The following is an 18,701-nucleotide window of genomic DNA, read 5'->3' on the forward strand; positions in this document are numbered from 1 at the left end:
TTGGCTTTCACCACATTCAAAATAACCTTAGGACACAATAATGAAATTATTTAAACTCACTTTTGCATCATTGCTTTTCTTAACAACATCCGCTTACGCTTCTACCGAAGTCATGACTTATAAATCACCATATTGTGGTTGTTGCTCTGAATGGGTAGAGCACATGGAAGATAACGGTTTCACGGTAAAGATTGAAGATCATGAAGACATGAATCCAATCAAAGAGAAACTAGGTGTAGAGCCACGCCTCGCATCATGTCATACCGCTGTTATTGATGGTTACGTATTTGAAGGGCATATTCCAGCAGAGGATATTAAACAATTTCTAGCAGAACCAAGAGATTTTAAAGGATTAGCGGTTCCTGGAATGCCAATGGGATCACCAGGGATGGAATATGGCGATAAAAAAGACACATACCAAGTTATCGCATTTAAAGAGAATGGTAAATTGGCAATATTCAACACTCATAATTAAAATCTAACTAATTGATAAATAAAGCCATGTTGAGTTAATTAACATGGCTTTTTGTTATTTAGCACGACTTAGCTTGTTTTTTAAATGCATCAGACGTAAAAAAGCCGCATCATTTCTGATGCGGCTTTTTTGAAGGTGGTCGGTGAAGAGGGATTCGAACCCCCGACCCTCTGGTCCCAAACCAGATGCGCTACCAAGCTGCGCTATTCACCGAGCTGTTGAACAAAGGACTGTGTCCGTGTCAACGAGGGCTATAATACTGCTCAGGATTTTTTTGACAAGTATTATTTTAACTTTTTAATTTGTTCGGTCATTTATTCAGCAAAGACGTTGAATTTACAACTAAATCCCCTCAGTAAATAACAATCTGAGGGGATCAGTTTACTTTTTATCTATTACTTATAAACAATCTCACCACGTGGTGCGAATTCATTCACATCAATTGGGCTATTTGTTTCTAAAAACTCTTTTAATACTTCGGCATCAACAAAGCCCGTATTTACATAACCCGAATGATCCGACACTTTAGGGTAACCATCACCACCCGCGGCGTTGTAGCTTGGAATAGTAAAACGGTACGTTTTGTCTAAACGCAGTTGCTTACCACCAATGAATACGTTAGATACTTTACCGGCTTCAACGGTCATTTTAATACCTGCGAACTGAGCATAGGCACCAGAATCGATTGGTTTAGTCGCCACCACATTTAGGTAATCTAATACTTCAGCGCCATTCATATCAACATAACTAACAATATTACCAAATGGCTGCACCGTTAGAACATCTTTATAAGTAACATCACCCATTTCAATCGAATCACGTACACCACCCGAATTCATTACCGCAAAATCGGCTTTTGCACGAACCATGTGAGAAGTCGCAATTAAACGCCCAAGGTTAGTCTGCTCAAAACGAACCACATTACGGTCGCCTTCTAACTTTCCATTCGTTTCTGCAATTTTCACATTCAACTGGCCTTGACCTTTTTCTTGGTAAGGCGTTAGGAAAGCCAATAACTCAGGATCTTGCACAATTTCATCTTGAATAAAGACACGCTCACTTTTGCCATCAACTTTTATTTTCTTCTTCAAGTTAACCGGGATTAGGTTATAACTCACCATTTCCAATTCACCATTACGGAATTCAAAATCAGCACGACCTACGTACTTGCCCCATTCATGAGCTTGAACGATCCAAGTGCCATTTTGTTGATCAGGTTGACATTCGTCACCAGGCTTAAAGTTTTGTTTAACAACGTTCGCCCCTTCCATACAAACAGGCTCTTGTGAGTGGCCACCCACAATCATATCCAACTCACCTAATTCAAGAGAACGAGCAAGTGCTACATCACCTGGTGCATTAATACCACGTTGACCATTTTCATAGTGACCCATGTGAGTAACTGCAAAAATAAGATCGGGTTTTTCTGATTCATTCAGTTCAGCAATGACTTTCTTTGCTTCTTCTTTTGGATCTCGGAAATCAATACCACCGATGTATTCAGGGTTACCAATTTTAGCCGTATCTTCTGTCGTGAAACCAATAACCGCAATTTTAATGCCTTGCTTTTCAAAAATCTCGTAAGCTTGATACATGCGCTCACCAGTTTCTTTATCATAAATGTTAGCAGACAGCATTGGGAATTTAGCCCAATCTATTTGCTTTTGAAGCACATCTAATGGGTTATCAAATTCATGGTTACCTAATGCAATCGCATCATATCCAATTTTATTCATGCCTTTAAAATCAGGCTCTGCATCTTGTAAATCAGACTCAGGTACACCGGTATTAATATCACCACCAGAAAGAAGTAAAACACTCCCCCCTTCAGCTTGAACATCGGCACGTAATTCATCAATCAACGTCTTACGCGCTGCCATACCGTACTCACCATATTTATTTTGCCAAAAGCGGCCATGGTTATCGTTAGTATGTAGCACAGTTAACTTATACGTAGTGTCTTCTTGCCACGCATGTTCAGACGTTGTAGCGCAACCAGCCAATGTAGTAAGTAATGCGGCAGCAATCGCTGTTTTAAGAGAAAGACGTTCCATCATGTTTCACCATTTAAATTCAAGGGAATAAGTTAGATCAAAAAAGGGAAAACCACTTTAATAATCAAATAACCTGACCGAGTTTAAAAGAATTGCTTTTCACTCTCACATTGATCTCATAAATATGTCTATTGGATCACTAAAAATGGCTAATAAATAAGTAAAAAAAGGTAAACGCTAGAGAAATTTTAAATTTTAAACCAACGCAATCGTTCACTTTGATGGTTTTTAATTCAACGGTTTACCATCACTTCAAATCGCTTTCCGTTTAAGCTTAAAAATATAATCACTTCTTTATGTACTTTAAATAAAAAAAACCATCAAGTTATTTCATTTTTGCCCGATACCATATACATAAATGTACAAATAGATAATAAAAATAGAAATTTAATATATAAAATTTCACTACAATTTGGATGATATAATGAAATTAAAACATAAATTAATCGGGGCCAGTCTACTTGCTGTTATCGTGACTGCTGCGGCGTTAACATGGCTCGCGTCAAATCAGTTGTTTGAACAAACTCGAAATGGCGTTTATTCTCGAGCTGAAAGTGTGACATCTTCTGCCACTACCGGAATTTCTAATTGGATTTCAATTAAAGCTGAAATTGCGCATGCTATTAATGACTACACTCAAGAAGATGACGTGGTCTCTTTTTTACAGTTAAGCCGTAAAGCGGGTGGTTTTGATGATATTTTCTTTGGTACACCTCAAGGGGATATGTACCGCTCTCATCCTGAAAGAAATCGTGCCGATTACGATCCTCGTCAACGCCCTTGGTATCAAGAAGCTCAACGAGAAAACAAACAAATCATTACTTCCGCCTATCAAGATGCCATTACTCAATCTCTTCTGGTAACCATTGCTGAACCTGTTTATAAGAATGGTCAATTTCTTGGTGTTGTCGGTGCCGATGTACTAATTGACCAACTAATTGACGATGTCATCAGCCTAGATGCAGGTAAAGATACCATCACAATGTTAATTGATAGCGATGGCACTTTCTTAGCGCATCCAAATACGTCGCTTATCAAAAAAGAAGTAAATCGTTATTTCTCGGGTATGACGCCTCAAAGTATTCAAGAATCCATTAATTCAAAAACCATTGAATTCGCAGAAATCAACGGCAGTAATAAGCTGGTTTATTTTGCAAAAGTACCTAATACAAAATGGACATTTGCCGTCGAAATGACACAAGCAACAGAAGAAGCGGCACACAGCGCACTCCTTCGTGAAATCATCCTGCTTAGCATTGTATTAACAGTCATTGTTGCTATCGGTGTAACCACCTTGGTTAACGTCCTATTTAGAGATCTACTTCGAGTATCTGATGCGCTTGCTGAAATTTCATCAGGTGAAGGGGATTTAACTCAACGTTTAGTTCCAAACAGTAATGATGAAGTTGGCCAACTTGCTATCAACTTCAATACCTTTGTAGGCAATATGCACTCAATGGTGTGTCGCTTACGTGACATATCACTTACGTTAGCTAACCAAGCCAATTTAACCGCAGAAAGTGCTGAAGAACGTAATGTTCGAATCCAACATCAAATGGATGAGATCAACATGGTTGCAACCGCAATTAATGAGATGGCAGCTGCGACTCAAGAAATTGCAAGCAACGCAGACAATACTGCTCAAACGGCTGAACAAACCGTTAGTGCTTCAAACCATGGTGCTGAGCAAGTAAGTCAAAGCCAACATTCAATTGATAACTTGGCAAAAGAAGTAGAAACCGCAACACAAGTTATCGGCGAATTGCATCACAACGCACAAAACATCAATACGATCCTATCCACCATTCAAAACATTGCAGAACAAACGAACTTACTCGCACTCAATGCCGCAATAGAAGCGGCACGTGCCGGTGAACAAGGTCGTGGTTTTGCCGTTGTTGCTGATGAAGTTCGAATTTTAAGTCAACGTACACACGCGTCGACTCAAGAAATTCAACAAATGATAGAGACATTGCAAGGCACAACTCAAAAAGCGGTTGGCATCATGGAAGACAGCCAAAATCTAGCCAACACCAGTGTTGAAGATGCACAATCAGCCTCTGCTAGTTTGCTTCAAATTACAAATTCAGTGACATTAATTAGCGACATGGCGGCTCAAATTGCAGCGGCGGCTGAAGAGCAATCATCGGTTACAGAAGAAATTACACGTAACACTGAAGCGGTTCGTGATGTATCAAATGAATTAACAACCGAAACACAACAATCGGTTATTCAAGCATCACAATTATCTGAATTATCAAACGAACTAAAACAAGAAATAGACAGATTTAAACTGTAACTTCTTACTTACTTCGTCAAAAGACAGAATATATTTTTATATTCTGTCTTTTTTTTTCAGAAAAAATCGATTAATGAACAGATAAATACCGCACAAAACACCTTTTTTTGTAATAAAACTACGCACACCATCTACGTGCCACACGTAAATTGTTGAATTATAAATAAAAGCAACCACAAAAACACCGCCACTACTACTTTGGAGTAGTTTTATTTCGTAATTGATCTACATCATATCGACATATCCATTCATAATTCATCATATATCCATACCAAATATAATAGGATTCCTTATGAGCAAGATGAAACTAGTCATCATCGGTAATGGCATGGTCGGTCATCGCTACATCGAAGATTTAGTAGAGAAAACTGATGTTCAAAACATGGATATCACCGTGTTCTGTGAAGAACCACGTGTCGCTTATGACCGTGTTCACCTCTCTTCTTACTTTTCTCACCACACCGCTGATGAGCTCTCTCTTGTAAAAGAAGGATTCTATGACAAACACGGTATCAACGTATTAATCGGCGAACGCGCTATTAATATTAACCGTGAAAACAAAATTGTATATTCAAGCACTGGTCGTGAAATCCAATACGACAAACTCGTCCTTGCTACGGGCTCTTTCCCATTCGTACCGCCAATCAAAGGCAACGAAAGCAAAGACTGTTTTGTTTACCGTACTATTGAAGATCTTAAATCAATCGAAGCCACGGCGAAAAAAAGTAAAAGCGGTGTTGTTATCGGTGGTGGCCTCCTTGGTCTTGAAGCGGCTGGCGCATTAAAAGCACTTGGCGTAACAACTCATGTTGTCGAATTTGCACCCGTATTAATGGCTGAGCAGCTTGATTTACAAGGTGGCTTACAACTTCGTAATAAAATTGAACGCATGGGTGTTCAAGTTCATACCGGTAAAAACACATTAGAAATAGCACCTGAAGGCACAGAAGCACGTAATGTAATGCGTTTTGCTGATGGTACAGAGCTTGAGACTGACTTCATTGTCTTCTCTGCTGGCATCCGCCCTCAAGATAAGCTTGCTCGCCAAATGGAGCTTGATATCGCTCCTCGTGGTGGTATTGCGATTAACAACAACTGCCAAACTTCAGATGAACACATCTACGCGATTGGTGAATGTGCGTCATGGAATCAAACTTTCTATGGTCTTGTCGCTCCAGGCTACAAAATGGCAACCGTTGCAGTTGATCACTTAGTTGGTAACGACAGTACGTTTGAAGGCGCTGACATGAGCGCAAAACTAAAACTTCTTGGTGTGAAGGTTGGCTCTATTGGGGATGCAAACGGTCGTACTCCTGGTTGTAAGAGCTACGTTTACCAAAACGAAGAAGACGAAGTTTATAAACGCATTATCGTATCTGAAGATGGTAAGAAACTACTTGGCGCAGTAATGGTTGGTGATACTTCAGATTACGGCGATCTACTTCAGCTTAAACTGAACGACATTGATTTACCTGATCACCCCGACCTTCTTATTCTTCCAGCGCACGCTGGTGCAGAAAAGCCGTCTTTAGGCGCAGACTCTCTGCCTGAAACTGCCGTGATTTGTTCATGTTTTGATGTAACGAAAGGCAAAATTGCCCAAGCAGTTGCAGATGGCAATCACACAATGGCTGAAATTAAAGCGGTGACTGGCGCTGGTACAGGTTGTGGCGGTTGTCTTCCTCTTGTCGCATCCGTTCTTAATGCTGAATTGGCAAAATCAGGCATCGAAGTTAAAAACGACGTTTGTGAGCACTTTGCTTATTCTCGCCAAGAATTATTCCACCTAATTCGCATCGAAGAAATCAAAACATTCGATGAACTATTAGAGAAATACGGTAAAGGTTACGGCTGTGAAGTGTGTAAACCACTAGCGGGATCTATTCTTGCTTCTTGTTGGGGTGAGCACATTCTTAAACCCGCATTGGTTAAACTGCACGATACCAACGATAACTTCCTAGGTAACATTCAAAAAGATGGCACTTACTCTGTCATTCCACGTATGGCTGGCGGTGAAGTCACACCACAAGCACTAGGTGCATTAGCGGCCGTTGCTGCTGAATATAATCTTTACACTAAAATTACAGGTGCTCAACGTATCGGTCTATTCGGTGCTCAAAAAGACGATCTTCCAACAATTTGGAAAAAACTCATTGAAGCAGGTTATGAGACAGGACAAGCTTACGGTAAAGCTTTACGTATGGCTAAGACGTGTGTTGGTTCAACATGGTGTCGTTACGGTGTTCAAGACTCTGTAGGCTTGGGCGTCACACTTGAGAATCGCTACAAAGGTATCCGTACGCCTCATAAAATGAAATTTGGTGTCTCGGGTTGTACTCGTGAGTGTGCAGAAGCACAAGGTAAAGATTTAGGCATTATTGCAACAGATGCAGGTTGGAACATGTACGTGTGTGGTAATGGGGGGATGAAACCTCGCCATGCTGACTTATTGGCAACGGATCTAGACCAAGAAACGCTGATTAAATACATCGACCGTTTCATGATGTTCTACATTCGAACAGCCGCTCCACTGCAACGTACCTCTGTATGGATGGATAACCTTGAAGGTGGCGTTGATTATTTACGTGAAGTGATTGTCGATAATAAGCTTGGCATTAACGACCAACTTGAAACCGATGTTGCATCACTGATTAATAACTTCAGCTGTGAATGGACTGACACCATTAATGATGAAGCTCAACTAAAACGTTTCTCCCACTTCATTAACTCTGAAGAACGCGATGATAATGTTGTGTTTGTTTCTGATGGCCGTGAACAACACCGCCCTGCAACGTACACAGAAAAAAATCCAAACGCGAAAGGCGATATCTTGCATGTTGCTCTAACTGACACAAGTGTGGAGAAATAATCATGACGACTAAATTCCAAAAAATCTGTCCACTAGATGACATCATTCCAGGTACAGGCGTTTGTGCATTAGTTAACGGTGAACAAGTTGCGATATTTCGTCCGAACACTGATGACAAAGTGTTTGCCATCAGTAATCGTGACCCATTTGCAAACTCTAACGTATTGTCTCGTGGCCTTACCGTTCAACACCAAGGCGAACTTTGGGTTGCAAGCCCATTGAAGAAACAACGCTTTAACCTTACTACTGGGGTTTGTATGGAAGACGAACGCTTTAACGTAAAAGCGTATAACGTTCGAGTCATTAAAAATACCGTAGAAATCGCAGCATAAACTGAGATTCGATAGTTCAAGGGTTTCTAGCCTCACCTAGGAGCCCTTTCCTATCTAATTTTAATCTTTAACTTTTAATAAAGGGACTCTTATGTCTTATGTAAAACCTGCTGAATTAGTTCAAACAATGATCGATGTTGGCGAAGCAAAAGTAAAAACATCAAGTCGTGATCTTCTTTTACGTGGCACGATGGCGGGTATCATCCTTTCTCTTGCTGTTGTCGTTGCCATTACAACAATTGTGCAAACCGGTGTTGGTATTGTTGGCGCTTTAGTCTTCCCTGTCGGTTTTTGTATTCTGAGTCTTATGGGCTACGACTTATTAACGGGTGTTTTTGGTCTTGCACCACTTGCTAAGTTTGATAACCGTCCTGGCATCACTTGGGGTCGAATCTTCAGAACGTGGGGATGGGTTGGTCTTGGTAACCTAATCGGTTCTCTACTTGTTGCTTTTCTTATTGCACTTGTTTTTACTATGAACTTTAGTGTTGAAGCAGGCGCAGTAGGCCAAAAATTCATCGCAGCAGCAACAAGCCGTACTATGGGTTACGCCGCACATGGTATGGATGGCTGGATCACCGTATTTGTAAAAGCGATTCTTTGTAACCTCATGGTATGTTTAGGCGTTATTGGTAATATGACGGCTCGCTCTGTTGCAGGTAAGATTGCAGCGATGTGGCTTCCAATCTTTATTTTCTTTGCATTAGTATTTGAACACGCCGTAGTTAACATGTTCCTATTCCCATTAGGTATGATGCTGGGTGCTGATTTCACTATTATGGATTGGTTAAACTGGAACTTAATTCCAACGCTGCTTGGCAACCTTGTGGGTGGCCTTCTATTTACGTGTATTCCTCTGTACCTAACACACGCAAAAACTGCACCATCATTGGATCTTAAATAACAGAAAAATAAGTCATCGCATTTGTTATAACTCATTCAAATAAAATCACTCTTGATCTGGTATTAAGGGTGATTTTTTTTATCGACTCTTACATAATGGAGTCAGCGTCAATATTCATCATATTATTCTGGAACCCTATTATGCCAAGTATTCAAGCTCAGTCTGAGCAAAAAAAACAAAACGGATTTGTTTCTCTTGTTGGTGCAGGTCCTGGTGATGCCGATCTCTTAACCGTAAAAGGTTACCGCTTAATACAACAAGCCGATGTGGTTGTGTATGATCGCCTTGTCTCTAAAGAAATCTTAGCGCTCGCAAATGATACTGCTGAAATGATTTATGTCGGTAAGAAACTCGATTTTCATTTCGTCCCTCAAGACAAAATTAATCAAATATTGGTTGATAAAGCCCAAGAAGGTAAACACGTTGTTCGCCTTAAAGGCGGAGATTCCTTTATCTTTGGGCGTGGCGGTGAAGAATTAGAAACGCTTGCAGAAAATGGGGTTCGATTTGAAGTCGTTCCTGGTATTACAGCCGCAGCAGGTGCGACCTCTTATGCAGGGATCCCACTAACACATCGAGACCATGCTCAAAGCGTGCAATTTATTACGGCTCATGTCCAAAAAGATGGGGCTGAAATTGAATGGGATGCATTGGTTCGTTCAAACAACACGCTGGTATTTTATATGGGACTAAAACAATCTTCTCATATTTCAACTCAGCTGATCGAGCACGGTTTAGCTGCGGATACCCCTTGCGCTATTATTGAACGTGGTACGACTCAAAAACAAAAAGTCTTTACTGGTACTATTTCAGAATTAGCTCAAATGGCAAAAAATGCGACTAGTCCTTCTTTAATTGTCGTCGGTAGCGTAACTACATTGCATCATAAATTAGATTGGTTTACTCCAACAAATGCTGAGTAATGAATAAATAAGTAAGCACGCCCTATTCTAAATACAAAAAAGCCCAAGAAAATCTCTTGGGCTTTTTTATTTATAGACTCGCAACAATATTATTTAATATCGATGTGCTCAAAGCCTTTAATTAAGTCATCTAACGCTTTCATTTGTTTTAAGAAAGGTTCTAGTTGATCTAATGGTAATGCAGAAGGACCGTCACACAATGCTTTATCTGGCGTTGGGTGAGCTTCAATAAATAACCCAGCAATACCCGTCGCTAAACCTGCTTTAGCAAGTTCAACCGTTTGTGAACGACGACCACCAGATGCTTTACCACTTGGATCGCGATTCTGTAAAGAATGCGTCACATCAAAAATGATTGGGCTGCCATTTGATACTTTTTTCATCACACCAAAGCCAAGCATATCAACCACTAGGTTGTCATAACCCATGCATGAACCACGCTCACAAAGAATGATATTTTCATTACCACACTCAGCAAACTTATCAACAATATTGCCGACTTGATCAGGGCTCATGAATTGTGGCTTTTTCACGTTAATGACAGCACCCGTTCTAGCCATTGTCTCAACTAAATCAGTTTGACGAGCAAGGAAAGCAGGAAGTTGAATAACGTCCACTACATCAGCAACAGGTTGAGCTTGTGCCTCTGTATGAATATCTGTAATGATTTTCACACCAAACGTATCTTTCAATTCTTGAAAAATCTTTAGACCTTCTTCCATACCAGGACCACGGTACGAATGAACTGACGAACGGTTTGCTTTATCAAAAGACGCTTTAAATACGTATGGGATGCCTAATCGATCAGTGATCTCTACGTAAGTCTCACACATGCGCATAGCCAAATCACGAGACTCTAATACATTCATACCTGCAAATAAGGTAAACGGCTTATCATTTGCTACATCGATATTGCCAATTTTTACTGTTTTTTGATTTTGCATTATCTTCACTCTTAATGGAGAACGGTAGGGTGTTGTTCTAATAATTGAACTTGCTCTTTCATCATCAAGGTCGATGGATCATTAGGGCACTGTTCAATAAAATAGATTAAATCGGTTTTCGCTACATCATTACAGTGTAGCTGTTGATAGATTAAGCCTCTATCACGAATTTCAAAAGGATCATCGGGCACAACATTCAATGCGAGATCACTGCAAGTTAAAGCAAATGAAAATTTACGCTCTCTAATGCATGCCGTTTTAATCACCGCTAATAAACGGCCGACTAATGTTGGATTATCTATTTTCTCTAAATGTATCGGTAAGATCTCAGCCAATGGTCCACCATAGCCAATTAGCCATGCCGTCATTAAATGCGTACTAACATATTGTCCATCAAAAGGGTTTAAGTAACGGGGTGCTTGATTTGGCCATTCAACCTGTAACACTAACTGAGTGGGGAAATTAATCGCACTCACAGGTAAATTCACATACTGACAAATATGTAAAAAAATCGCCCCTAACGTTACCGGGATCCCTTTTTTACTTTCAAGCACATGATCAATGAACGCATTCTCTGAATTAAAATACGTATAAACATCACCTTGGTAGCCCCACTCAACATAAAACAGTTGAATTAATCGCTCTAAACGCTGCTCATCAGTTGGTTCGTGAACAAGCGTTTGCTCTGCTTCAATACACATTTCTCGCAGTTTAATATCAACACGCTGTCTTTGTATATCTGGATTAATGGCTAAATTTAGAGCTAATGCACCTTCAACAAGGCTAAGGTCTTCTAAATTTTCATCAAGCAACTGAAACATATTTACCCCAGAAATGTTGCTTTCGTCATCGCAATATTAGCTGCAACCATTAACCAACCTAATGCGCCAAGGAAGGCAAATGTTTTAAATACTTTGTTTTTACTGTTTCCTAGAGTGACAAACCCCAGAGCGATATAAACCAAAACACAAGTCAATTTCTCAGTTAACCAAGGAGCCGCACCTGTAAATGGAATGAATCCAGTAATAAAAATAAGTGCAACGCCACTTAATAGCATTGCTGTATCAACAACGTGAGGCACACGTTTAAAAAAAGCTTTATTACGAAGATCGGAATCAACCATCATTAACGCATAACGAACGATAAATAATAGTACGCTACAAGCGATCATAAATAAGTGAATGTGTTTAACAGCGGTATACATGAATTATCCTTTATTCTCTGTGTTTGTGATCCACTGACCTAATGTAACTCGATCATTGCCAGCGTAATCTTGTTCTGTTTTAACATTAATGAAGCCATATTCTTCAAAGTAATCACGTAATTGCTTACCTTGTTCAAAGCCATGTTCCATTAATAACCAACCGTTCTCAATTAAATGAGTACGACTGTGCTCCATAATATGGATTAAGTCCGCAAAACCTTCTTTCTCAGCAACCAAAGCGGTTTGAGGTTCGAACCGTACATCACCTTGAGACAAATGGGGATCATTCCCATCAATATAAGGCGGGTTACTCACAATAATTGAAAACTGTTCATCCATTCTAATCGGATCAAACCAACTTCCCTGACGAAATTCAGTGTTCAATATATTGTTGTCTTTGGCATTATCTTTCGCTAACGCAACCGCGTCATATTGATAATCAACACCAATAACACACATATCAGGCATTTCAGAGGCGATAGCTAATGCAATGGCTCCTGTTCCCGTCCCCAAATCCAATACCTTTTCAGATGATGGCGATAGATGCTCTAACGCAACTTCTACCAAACGTTCAGTATCAGGACGAGGAATTAATGTTGTTGGCGAGACTTTTAACGGTAATGACCAAAACTCTCGATAACCAACAATGTAAGCGATTGGTTCACCAGAAAGGCGTCGAGATAATAATGATTCAAATGCATTGTATTCGGTTTCAGCGACGAGCTTTTCAGGCCAAGTAAGTAAGTAGCTTCTTGGCTTATCTAAAACATGACACAGCAATACAGCAGCATCAACTTGAGGAGAATCACTCCCCTCAAGTTTCAGCAATTGAATTGAACGCATTAATAGCGCTTCAATAGAAATGCTCATTAGTTTTGTTCAGCTAAAGCCGCTAGTTGGTCAGCTTGATATTCTAATACGACAGGTTCAATCAGCGCCGCTAGATCCCCTTCCATCACTTCATTCAAACGGTAGATAGTCAGGTTAATACGGTGATCAGATACGCGACCTTGTGGGTAGTTATACGTACGAATACGGTCTGAACGGTCACCCGAACCTAATAGATTACGACGCGTATCAGAAACAACTGCGGCACGACGAGCTTCTTCAGCTTGAATAATACGAGCAGCAAGAACAGACATCGCTTTGGCTTTGTTTTTATGCTGTGAACGCTCATCTTGACACTCTACAACGGTACCCGTTGGTAAGTGAGTAATACGAATAGCGGAATCGGTGGTGTTAACGTGCTGACCACCAGCCCCTGATGAACGGAAAGTATCAATTTTCAAATCAGATGATTTAATCTCAGGTAAATCCGCTTCTGGAATTTCAGCCATTACAGCAATGGTACACGCTGAAGTATGTACACGGCCTTGCGATTCAGTTTCTGGTACACGTTGAACTCGGTGACCACCTGATTCGAACTTCATTGTGCCATAAACACCTTCACCGCTTACTTTTGCGATCATCTCTTTAAAGCCGCCTTGCTCAGAACCATGTGAACTCATGACCTCAACACGCCACCCTTTTTTCTCAGCAAAACGAGAATACATACGGAAAAGGTTCCCCGCAAAAATACCCGCTTCATCACCACCAGCACCGGCACGGATCTCTAAGAAACAGTTACGTTCATCATTTGGATCTTTTGGAATAAGAAGCACTTGTAATTCATCCGTTAGACGTTCACTTGCTTCTTTCGCTTCTTTAATTTCGTCTTGCGCCATTTCACGCATTTCAGCATCGTCTTCTTGTGCCATTTCTTGAGCAGCAACAAGATCTTCTTGTACTTTTTCATACGCTTGGAAGCATTGTGTTACTTCTTCCAGTTGAGAGTATTCACGAGATAACGCACGGAATTTATTTTGATCACCAATAACACCTGGATCCCCCAATAAATGCTGTACTTCTTCATAACGCTCAACCAGCGTTTCCAATTTTACTCGAATTGATGCTTTCATATTATAATTGATTCTTTATGTTGGTAGCAGAAGCTACACTTAGTTGTCTAGACCAATACTGGTACGGATCACAGCAAGTTTGTCCGGCTCACCATTTTTGGCGGCCTGCTGCATCGCAAGTGTTGGTGCATGAATGAGTTTATTCGTTAATTTATTGCTTAATTCTGCTAAAACTTTTTCTGCATTTTGACCAGAAGCTAGGGCCTGAATACTTTTTTGCAATAATTCGATACGAATAGATTCTGAATTCTCTCGGTATTGGCGAATACTGTTAACAGCTTGACGGGAACGTATCCACGTCATAAACCCTGCACTTTCTTCACTGACTATCGCTTCAGCTTGAATCGCTTCAATTTTTCGTTGTTCAATATTATGGTCAATGATCGATTTAAGATCATCAACTGAATACAAGTAGACGTCATTAAGATCCGCAACTTCACTTTCGATATCACGCGGAACCGCAATATCCACAAATAACATAGGTTGGTGTCTGCGCTGTTTTAGTGCGCTTTCAACCATTCCTTTACCGATAATAGGTAACGGACTAGCGGTTGAGCTAATAATGATATCCGCTTTAGAAAGGTGTTCAGGGATCTCGGGCAGACTGATCACATCAGCATTAAATTGGTCGGCTAATATCATGGCTCTTTCGCGAGTTCTATTCGCCACAATCAATTGTTTACAACCAGCATCATTTAAATGTTTCGCCACTAATTCAATGGTTTCTCCTGCTCCGACCAACATGACAGTTGATTCAGCAAGAGACTCAAATATTTGTCGAGCTAATGTACACGCTGCATAAGCAACGGACACCGCATTACCACCAATATTCGTTTCAGTACGGACTCGTTTAGCGACTGAAAAGTCACTTTGAAATAATTTTTCAACGACACCTTCAACCGCATTGTGTTCTCTAGCATCAGCAAACGCTTTTTTTACTTGCCCAAGAATTTGAGGCTCTCCGAGAACCAAAGAATCTAAACCACAAGACACTCGCATAAGGTGCTTAACGGCGGCTTGTTCTTCATAGATATAAATACTCGGCATGAGTAAATCTAATGCCACATGATGAAATTCAGCGAGCCAATTGATGACGTAGCCACTGCTAATGCCTAATTTCACCTCACAGTAGATTTCAGTGCGATTACAGGTCGATAAGATTACGCCACTTTTAATTGCATCACTGTTTTTTAATTCATCTAGCGCTTTGGTTAATTTATCAGGAGAAAAGGCAACTTTCTCACGCAAATCAACTGAGGCTGAAGTATGATTAATTCCAATAACAAGCAATGACATTCGGCAAACAAGACCAATTTAGAAAAATAACAAGGGCGGATTTTACTTGATGAAGCCGAATTTTAAAAGGCATCAGAGCTTCTACATCGAAAATTAGTGATATTTAACCTACTTATTGTGTAAATCTTGATACCCAAACAATCAATGGATTTGATACAATCCTATAATCTGTCTCGAATTAACAGTGAGTTCTTTATTTATGCTACGCCGTCCTCTTTCTTTTTTTGCTTCCGTTTTCTTTCTGCTGTTTTTTCTCAGCGCTTGTTCTACGACCCCACTAACCCCACAACAGTCGATTAATTGGAATAAACATCAATCTAATATTGAGCAATTAACTCAGTATAAAGTGACAGGGAAAATTGGATATCAAGACCCAGAACAACGCCACAGTCTCAACTTCCAATGGACTCAAAAAGAAGATAACAGTCAATTATTGCTCACCACATTTCTTGGGCAAACCATAATGAAACTGACGTTATCCAAAAATAAAGCCACCATTGAAACCGGCGATGGTAAGAAATTTGAAGGTAATGACCCAGGACGCTTATTATACGGATTAACGGGCATGACAATTCCTATCGCCTACCTAAGTGATTGGCTTAAAGGGTTACCAACCTCTGCCGATGCATTTGAACTCAATGAATTAAATACAGTAGAACACCTATCAAAACAAATCAGTCAAACCAATTGGCATCTTAGATATAACAGCTATATCGAAACCAATGGGTTATTGCTGCCAAATTCAATGAAATTGACACAAAAAGACACCGAAATAAAAATCATTGCTTCAAATTGGATTATATCTCAATGATAACGACAGCAACTCGCTGGCCTTCTCCAGCTAAACTCAATTTATTCCTGTATATCAATGGGCAGCATGATAATGGTTATCATGAATTACAAACCCTTTTTCAATTTATCGATCTTTGTGATCACCTAACGATTACCCCTAACGATTCAGGAGAGATCACGCTTTCTCCTCCGATTCCAGGTGTAGAGACAAAAGATAATTTAATCTGGAAAGCAGCAACGCAGTTACAAGAACACACTCAATGTTCTCTTGGTGCTCATATTGAACTAGAAAAAATATTACCTATTGGCGGTGGCATTGGCGGTGGTTCATCGAATGCAGCGACAACATTAGTTGCACTTAATTTCTTATGGGAGCTAAATCTCACTAATAAAGAACTGGCCGATTTAGGGGTTACTCTAGGCGCTGACGTTCCTATTTTTGTTCATGGTTTTTCCGCCTTTGCTGAGGGTATTGGTGAAAAATTACAACCAGCCACCCCTAAAGAGTTATGGTACGTATTAATAAAACCAGAAGTGAGTATCGCAACTGTCGATGTATTCACTCACCCAGAATTGATTAGAAATACACCAAAACAGCCACTTAACGTACTTTTAAGTGCCTCTTACGAAAACGATTGCGAAAAAATTGTCAGAAGAGTGTATCCAGAGGTTGATTACCAACTTTCATGGCTGTTAGAATATGCACCATCAAGATTAACTGGAACAGGCGCTTGTGTTTTCGCTGAGTTTATTAACGAAAAAGAAGCACAACACGTTTTTTCATTAATTCCTGATAACGCAACTGGATTTATCACCCGAGGTAGAAATACTTCACCACTCAACCAAGCGTTGGAAGAGTATAAATCATTATGCAACATATAAAATTCTCACAATTTGGACGCAACCCTGAGGTTTCCACCGTGCCTGACATGAAGCTATTTACTGGTAATGCAACTCCTGAACTTGCCCAACGTATCGCCGAACGATTATACATTTCACTTGGCGACGCTACTGTAGATCGTTTTTCGGACGGTGAAGTAGCCGTTCAAATTAACGAAAACGTACGTGGTAGTGATGTATTCATTATCCAGTCTACGTGTGCTCCTACTAATGACAACATCATGGAATTAGTAGTAATGATCGATGCACTTCGCCGTGCTTCTGCAGGTCGTATTACTGCGGTAATTCCTTACTTTGGCTATGCTCGTCAAGACCGTCGTGTACGTTCTGCTCGTGTACCAATCACTGCAAAAGTTATTGCTGATATGCTTTCAAACGTTGGTGTTGACCGCGTTTTAACTATCGACTTACACGCTGAACAAATTCAAGGTTTCTTCGACGTACCAGTAGATAACATCTTCGGTACTCCAGTATTACTTGATGATATGCGTACTCGTGGTTTAGAAAACCCTGTTGTTGTTTCTCCTGATTTAGGTGGTGTTGTACGTGCTCGTGCTACTGCTAAAGCATTAGGTGATGTAGACATCGCTATCGTTGATAAGCGTCGTCCACGTGCTAACGTTTCAGAAGTAATGAACCTTATTGGTGATGTTGACGGCCGTGACTGTGTTATCGTTGATGACATGATCGATACGGGCGGCACATTATGTAAAGCAGCTGAAGCACTGAAAGAACGCGGCGCAAAACGTGTATTCGCTTACGCAACTCACGCTGTTTTCTCTGGCACTGCTGCGCATAACATTGCAAACTCAGTGATAGACCAAGTTGTTGTCACGGATTCAATCCCTCTATCTAAAGAGATGGCAGCGACAGGCAAAGTAACTGAACTAAGCCTATCTCGTATGCTAGCCGAAGCAATTCGTCGCATTAGCAACGAAGAGTCTATATCGGCAATGTTTGATCACTAATTTCAAACAAAAACAATATCCAAACGCCCTGCTATTGCGGGGCGTTTTTGTATTTGGAATTCTTGTGGTAATATGGCGCGCCTTTTTAATAGTGCATACTAATATCATTAATTGTCTTTAGCTCTCAGCGCTAAACAAGTTCATTAATCATATTAGTATCCAAGATAGAGAGATAATTCTTTGAGTAATCAGATCAAACTTCTTGTTGGACTAGCAAACCCCGGCCTTGAGTACAAACGAACTCGCCATAATGCTGGGGCATGGGTAGTTGAAGAACTCGCTCGCATTCATAACATTCCAATGCGTGAAGAAGCTAAGTTTTTTGGATTAACAGGTCGAATTCAAACCAATGGTCAGGATCTTCGATTACTAATCCCTACAACATTTATGAACTTATCAGGAAAAGCGATTGCTTCGATTGCTAAGTTTTACCAAATAAAACCAGAAGAGATCCTCGTCGCTCATGATGAATTAGATCTTCCTCCTGGTGTTGCTAAATTTAAAAAAGGTGGCGGACATGGTGGCCATAATGGTCTTCGTGACACCATTAGTAAATTAGCGAATACGAAAGAGTTTTATCGCCTTCGTATTGGCATTGGTCATCCTGGCCATAAAGACAAAGTTGCCGGTTTTGTATTAGGGAAAGCGCCGACTAAAGAGCAAGAGTTGATCGATGCAGCAGTAGATGAATCTACTCGTTGCTTAGATATCTTACTTAAAGACGGACTAAGTAAAGCACAAAATCGTTTACACACATTCAAAGCTGAATAACAAAGATAAGGT

17 protein-coding genes and 1 tRNA gene are annotated in these 18,701 nt (G+C 40.3%); 10 read left to right on the top strand and 8 right to left on the bottom strand.

Annotation, left to right across the window (positions count from 1 at the left end; genetic code table 11):
- Positions 1-40 precede the first annotated feature (40 nt).
- Positions 41-475 (top strand): DUF411 domain-containing protein, encoded by a 435-nt coding sequence (locus tag A6E04_RS10955; RefSeq protein WP_012549594.1) that lies wholly within the window; start codon positions 41-43, stop codon positions 473-475.
- Positions 476-611: 136 nt separating this feature from the next.
- Here the strand turns inward: A6E04_RS10955 and A6E04_RS10960 are convergent.
- Positions 612-688, bottom strand: a tRNA-Pro gene (locus A6E04_RS10960).
- A gap of 182 nt (positions 689-870) precedes the next feature.
- Positions 871-2,532 carry a bifunctional UDP-sugar hydrolase/5'-nucleotidase UshA gene (gene ushA / locus A6E04_RS10965; protein WP_023603616.1) on the bottom strand — a complete coding sequence of 554 codons (1,662 nt, stop codon included), beginning with the start codon at positions 2,530-2,532 and terminating at the stop codon, positions 871-873.
- Between the two features lie 421 nt (positions 2,533-2,953).
- On the opposite strand from ushA, the gene A6E04_RS10970 reads away from it, so the two are divergent.
- The 5 genes from A6E04_RS10970 to cobA all read left to right on the top strand — a co-directional run bounded on the left by A6E04_RS10970 (position 2,954) and on the right by cobA (position 9,856).
- Positions 2,954-4,828 (top strand): methyl-accepting chemotaxis protein, encoded by a 1,875-nt coding sequence (locus tag A6E04_RS10970; protein ID WP_017023125.1) that lies wholly within the window; start codon positions 2,954-2,956, stop codon positions 4,826-4,828.
- Between the two features lie 292 nt (positions 4,829-5,120).
- The gene (gene nirB, locus A6E04_RS10975) at positions 5,121-7,697 is read left to right on the top strand and encodes a nitrite reductase large subunit NirB (RefSeq protein WP_023603617.1); all 2,577 of its coding nucleotides are present in this window, start codon (positions 5,121-5,123) and stop codon (positions 7,695-7,697) included.
- Positions 7,698-7,699: 2 nt separating this feature from the next.
- On the top strand, positions 7,700-8,029 hold the full coding sequence (gene nirD / locus A6E04_RS10980) for a nitrite reductase small subunit NirD (protein WP_065611352.1): 330 nt from the start codon (positions 7,700-7,702) through the stop codon (positions 8,027-8,029).
- 91 nt (positions 8,030-8,120) lie between these two features.
- On the top strand, positions 8,121-8,933 hold the full coding sequence (locus A6E04_RS10985; protein WP_023603619.1) for a formate/nitrite transporter family protein: 813 nt from the start codon (positions 8,121-8,123) through the stop codon (positions 8,931-8,933).
- Between the two features lie 140 nt (positions 8,934-9,073).
- Complete coding sequence (gene cobA, locus A6E04_RS10990) at positions 9,074-9,856, top strand: uroporphyrinogen-III C-methyltransferase (RefSeq protein ID WP_017023121.1); 783 nt, start codon at positions 9,074-9,076, stop codon at positions 9,854-9,856.
- 89 nt (positions 9,857-9,945) lie between these two features.
- On the opposite strand, the gene kdsA is transcribed toward cobA, so the two are convergent.
- From kdsA to hemA, 6 genes are read right to left on the bottom strand one after another with little or no spacing between them, the layout of a single operon-like run.
- Positions 9,946-10,800 (bottom strand): 3-deoxy-8-phosphooctulonate synthase, encoded by an 855-nt coding sequence (gene kdsA, locus A6E04_RS10995; RefSeq protein ID WP_012549587.1) that lies wholly within the window; start codon positions 10,798-10,800, stop codon positions 9,946-9,948.
- Positions 10,801-10,811: 11 nt separating this feature from the next.
- Positions 10,812-11,621: a SirB1 family protein gene (locus tag A6E04_RS11000; RefSeq protein ID WP_012549586.1), complete on the bottom strand. Its 810-nt coding sequence runs from the start codon at positions 11,619-11,621 to the stop codon at positions 10,812-10,814.
- A gap of 2 nt (positions 11,622-11,623) precedes the next feature.
- Positions 11,624-12,004: a SirB2 family protein gene (locus tag A6E04_RS11005; protein ID WP_012549585.1), complete on the bottom strand. Its 381-nt coding sequence runs from the start codon at positions 12,002-12,004 to the stop codon at positions 11,624-11,626.
- 3 nt (positions 12,005-12,007) lie between these two features.
- On the bottom strand, positions 12,008-12,874 hold the full coding sequence (prmC, locus tag A6E04_RS11010; RefSeq protein WP_023603620.1) for a peptide chain release factor N(5)-glutamine methyltransferase: 867 nt from the start codon (positions 12,872-12,874) through the stop codon (positions 12,008-12,010).
- Positions 12,874-13,962, bottom strand: a complete 1,089-nt coding sequence (gene prfA, locus A6E04_RS11015) for a peptide chain release factor 1 (protein WP_017023119.1) — start codon at positions 13,960-13,962, stop codon at positions 12,874-12,876. Before prfA ends, prmC begins: the two co-directional genes overlap by 1 nt.
- A 39-nt stretch (positions 13,963-14,001) precedes the next feature.
- Positions 14,002-15,258, bottom strand: coding sequence for a glutamyl-tRNA reductase (gene hemA, locus A6E04_RS11020; RefSeq protein WP_017023118.1), 1,257 nt, complete (start codon positions 15,256-15,258; stop codon positions 14,002-14,004).
- Between the two features lie 184 nt (positions 15,259-15,442).
- On the opposite strand from hemA, the gene lolB reads away from it, so the two are divergent.
- The 4 genes from lolB to pth all read left to right on the top strand — a co-directional run bounded on the left by lolB (position 15,443) and on the right by pth (position 18,689).
- On the top strand, positions 15,443-16,069 hold the full coding sequence (gene lolB, locus A6E04_RS11025) for a lipoprotein insertase outer membrane protein LolB (RefSeq protein WP_241802789.1): 627 nt from the start codon (positions 15,443-15,445) through the stop codon (positions 16,067-16,069).
- On the top strand, positions 16,066-16,932 hold the full coding sequence (gene ispE / locus A6E04_RS11030) for a 4-(cytidine 5'-diphospho)-2-C-methyl-D-erythritol kinase (protein ID WP_017023116.1): 867 nt from the start codon (positions 16,066-16,068) through the stop codon (positions 16,930-16,932). Before lolB ends, ispE begins: the two co-directional genes overlap by 4 nt.
- Positions 16,933-16,970: 38 nt before the next feature.
- The gene (locus A6E04_RS11035) at positions 16,971-17,918 is read left to right on the top strand and encodes a ribose-phosphate pyrophosphokinase (RefSeq protein ID WP_023603623.1); all 948 of its coding nucleotides are present in this window, start codon (positions 16,971-16,973) and stop codon (positions 17,916-17,918) included.
- 180 nt (positions 17,919-18,098) lie between these two features.
- Positions 18,099-18,689 (top strand): aminoacyl-tRNA hydrolase, encoded by a 591-nt coding sequence (gene pth, locus A6E04_RS11040; RefSeq protein WP_012549578.1) that lies wholly within the window; start codon positions 18,099-18,101, stop codon positions 18,687-18,689.
- Positions 18,690-18,701: the final 12 nt, after the last annotated feature.

It is taken from the genome of Aliivibrio logei, from assembly GCF_001691055.1.
Classification (GTDB): Bacteria; Pseudomonadota; Gammaproteobacteria; order Enterobacterales; family Vibrionaceae; genus Aliivibrio; species Aliivibrio salmonicida.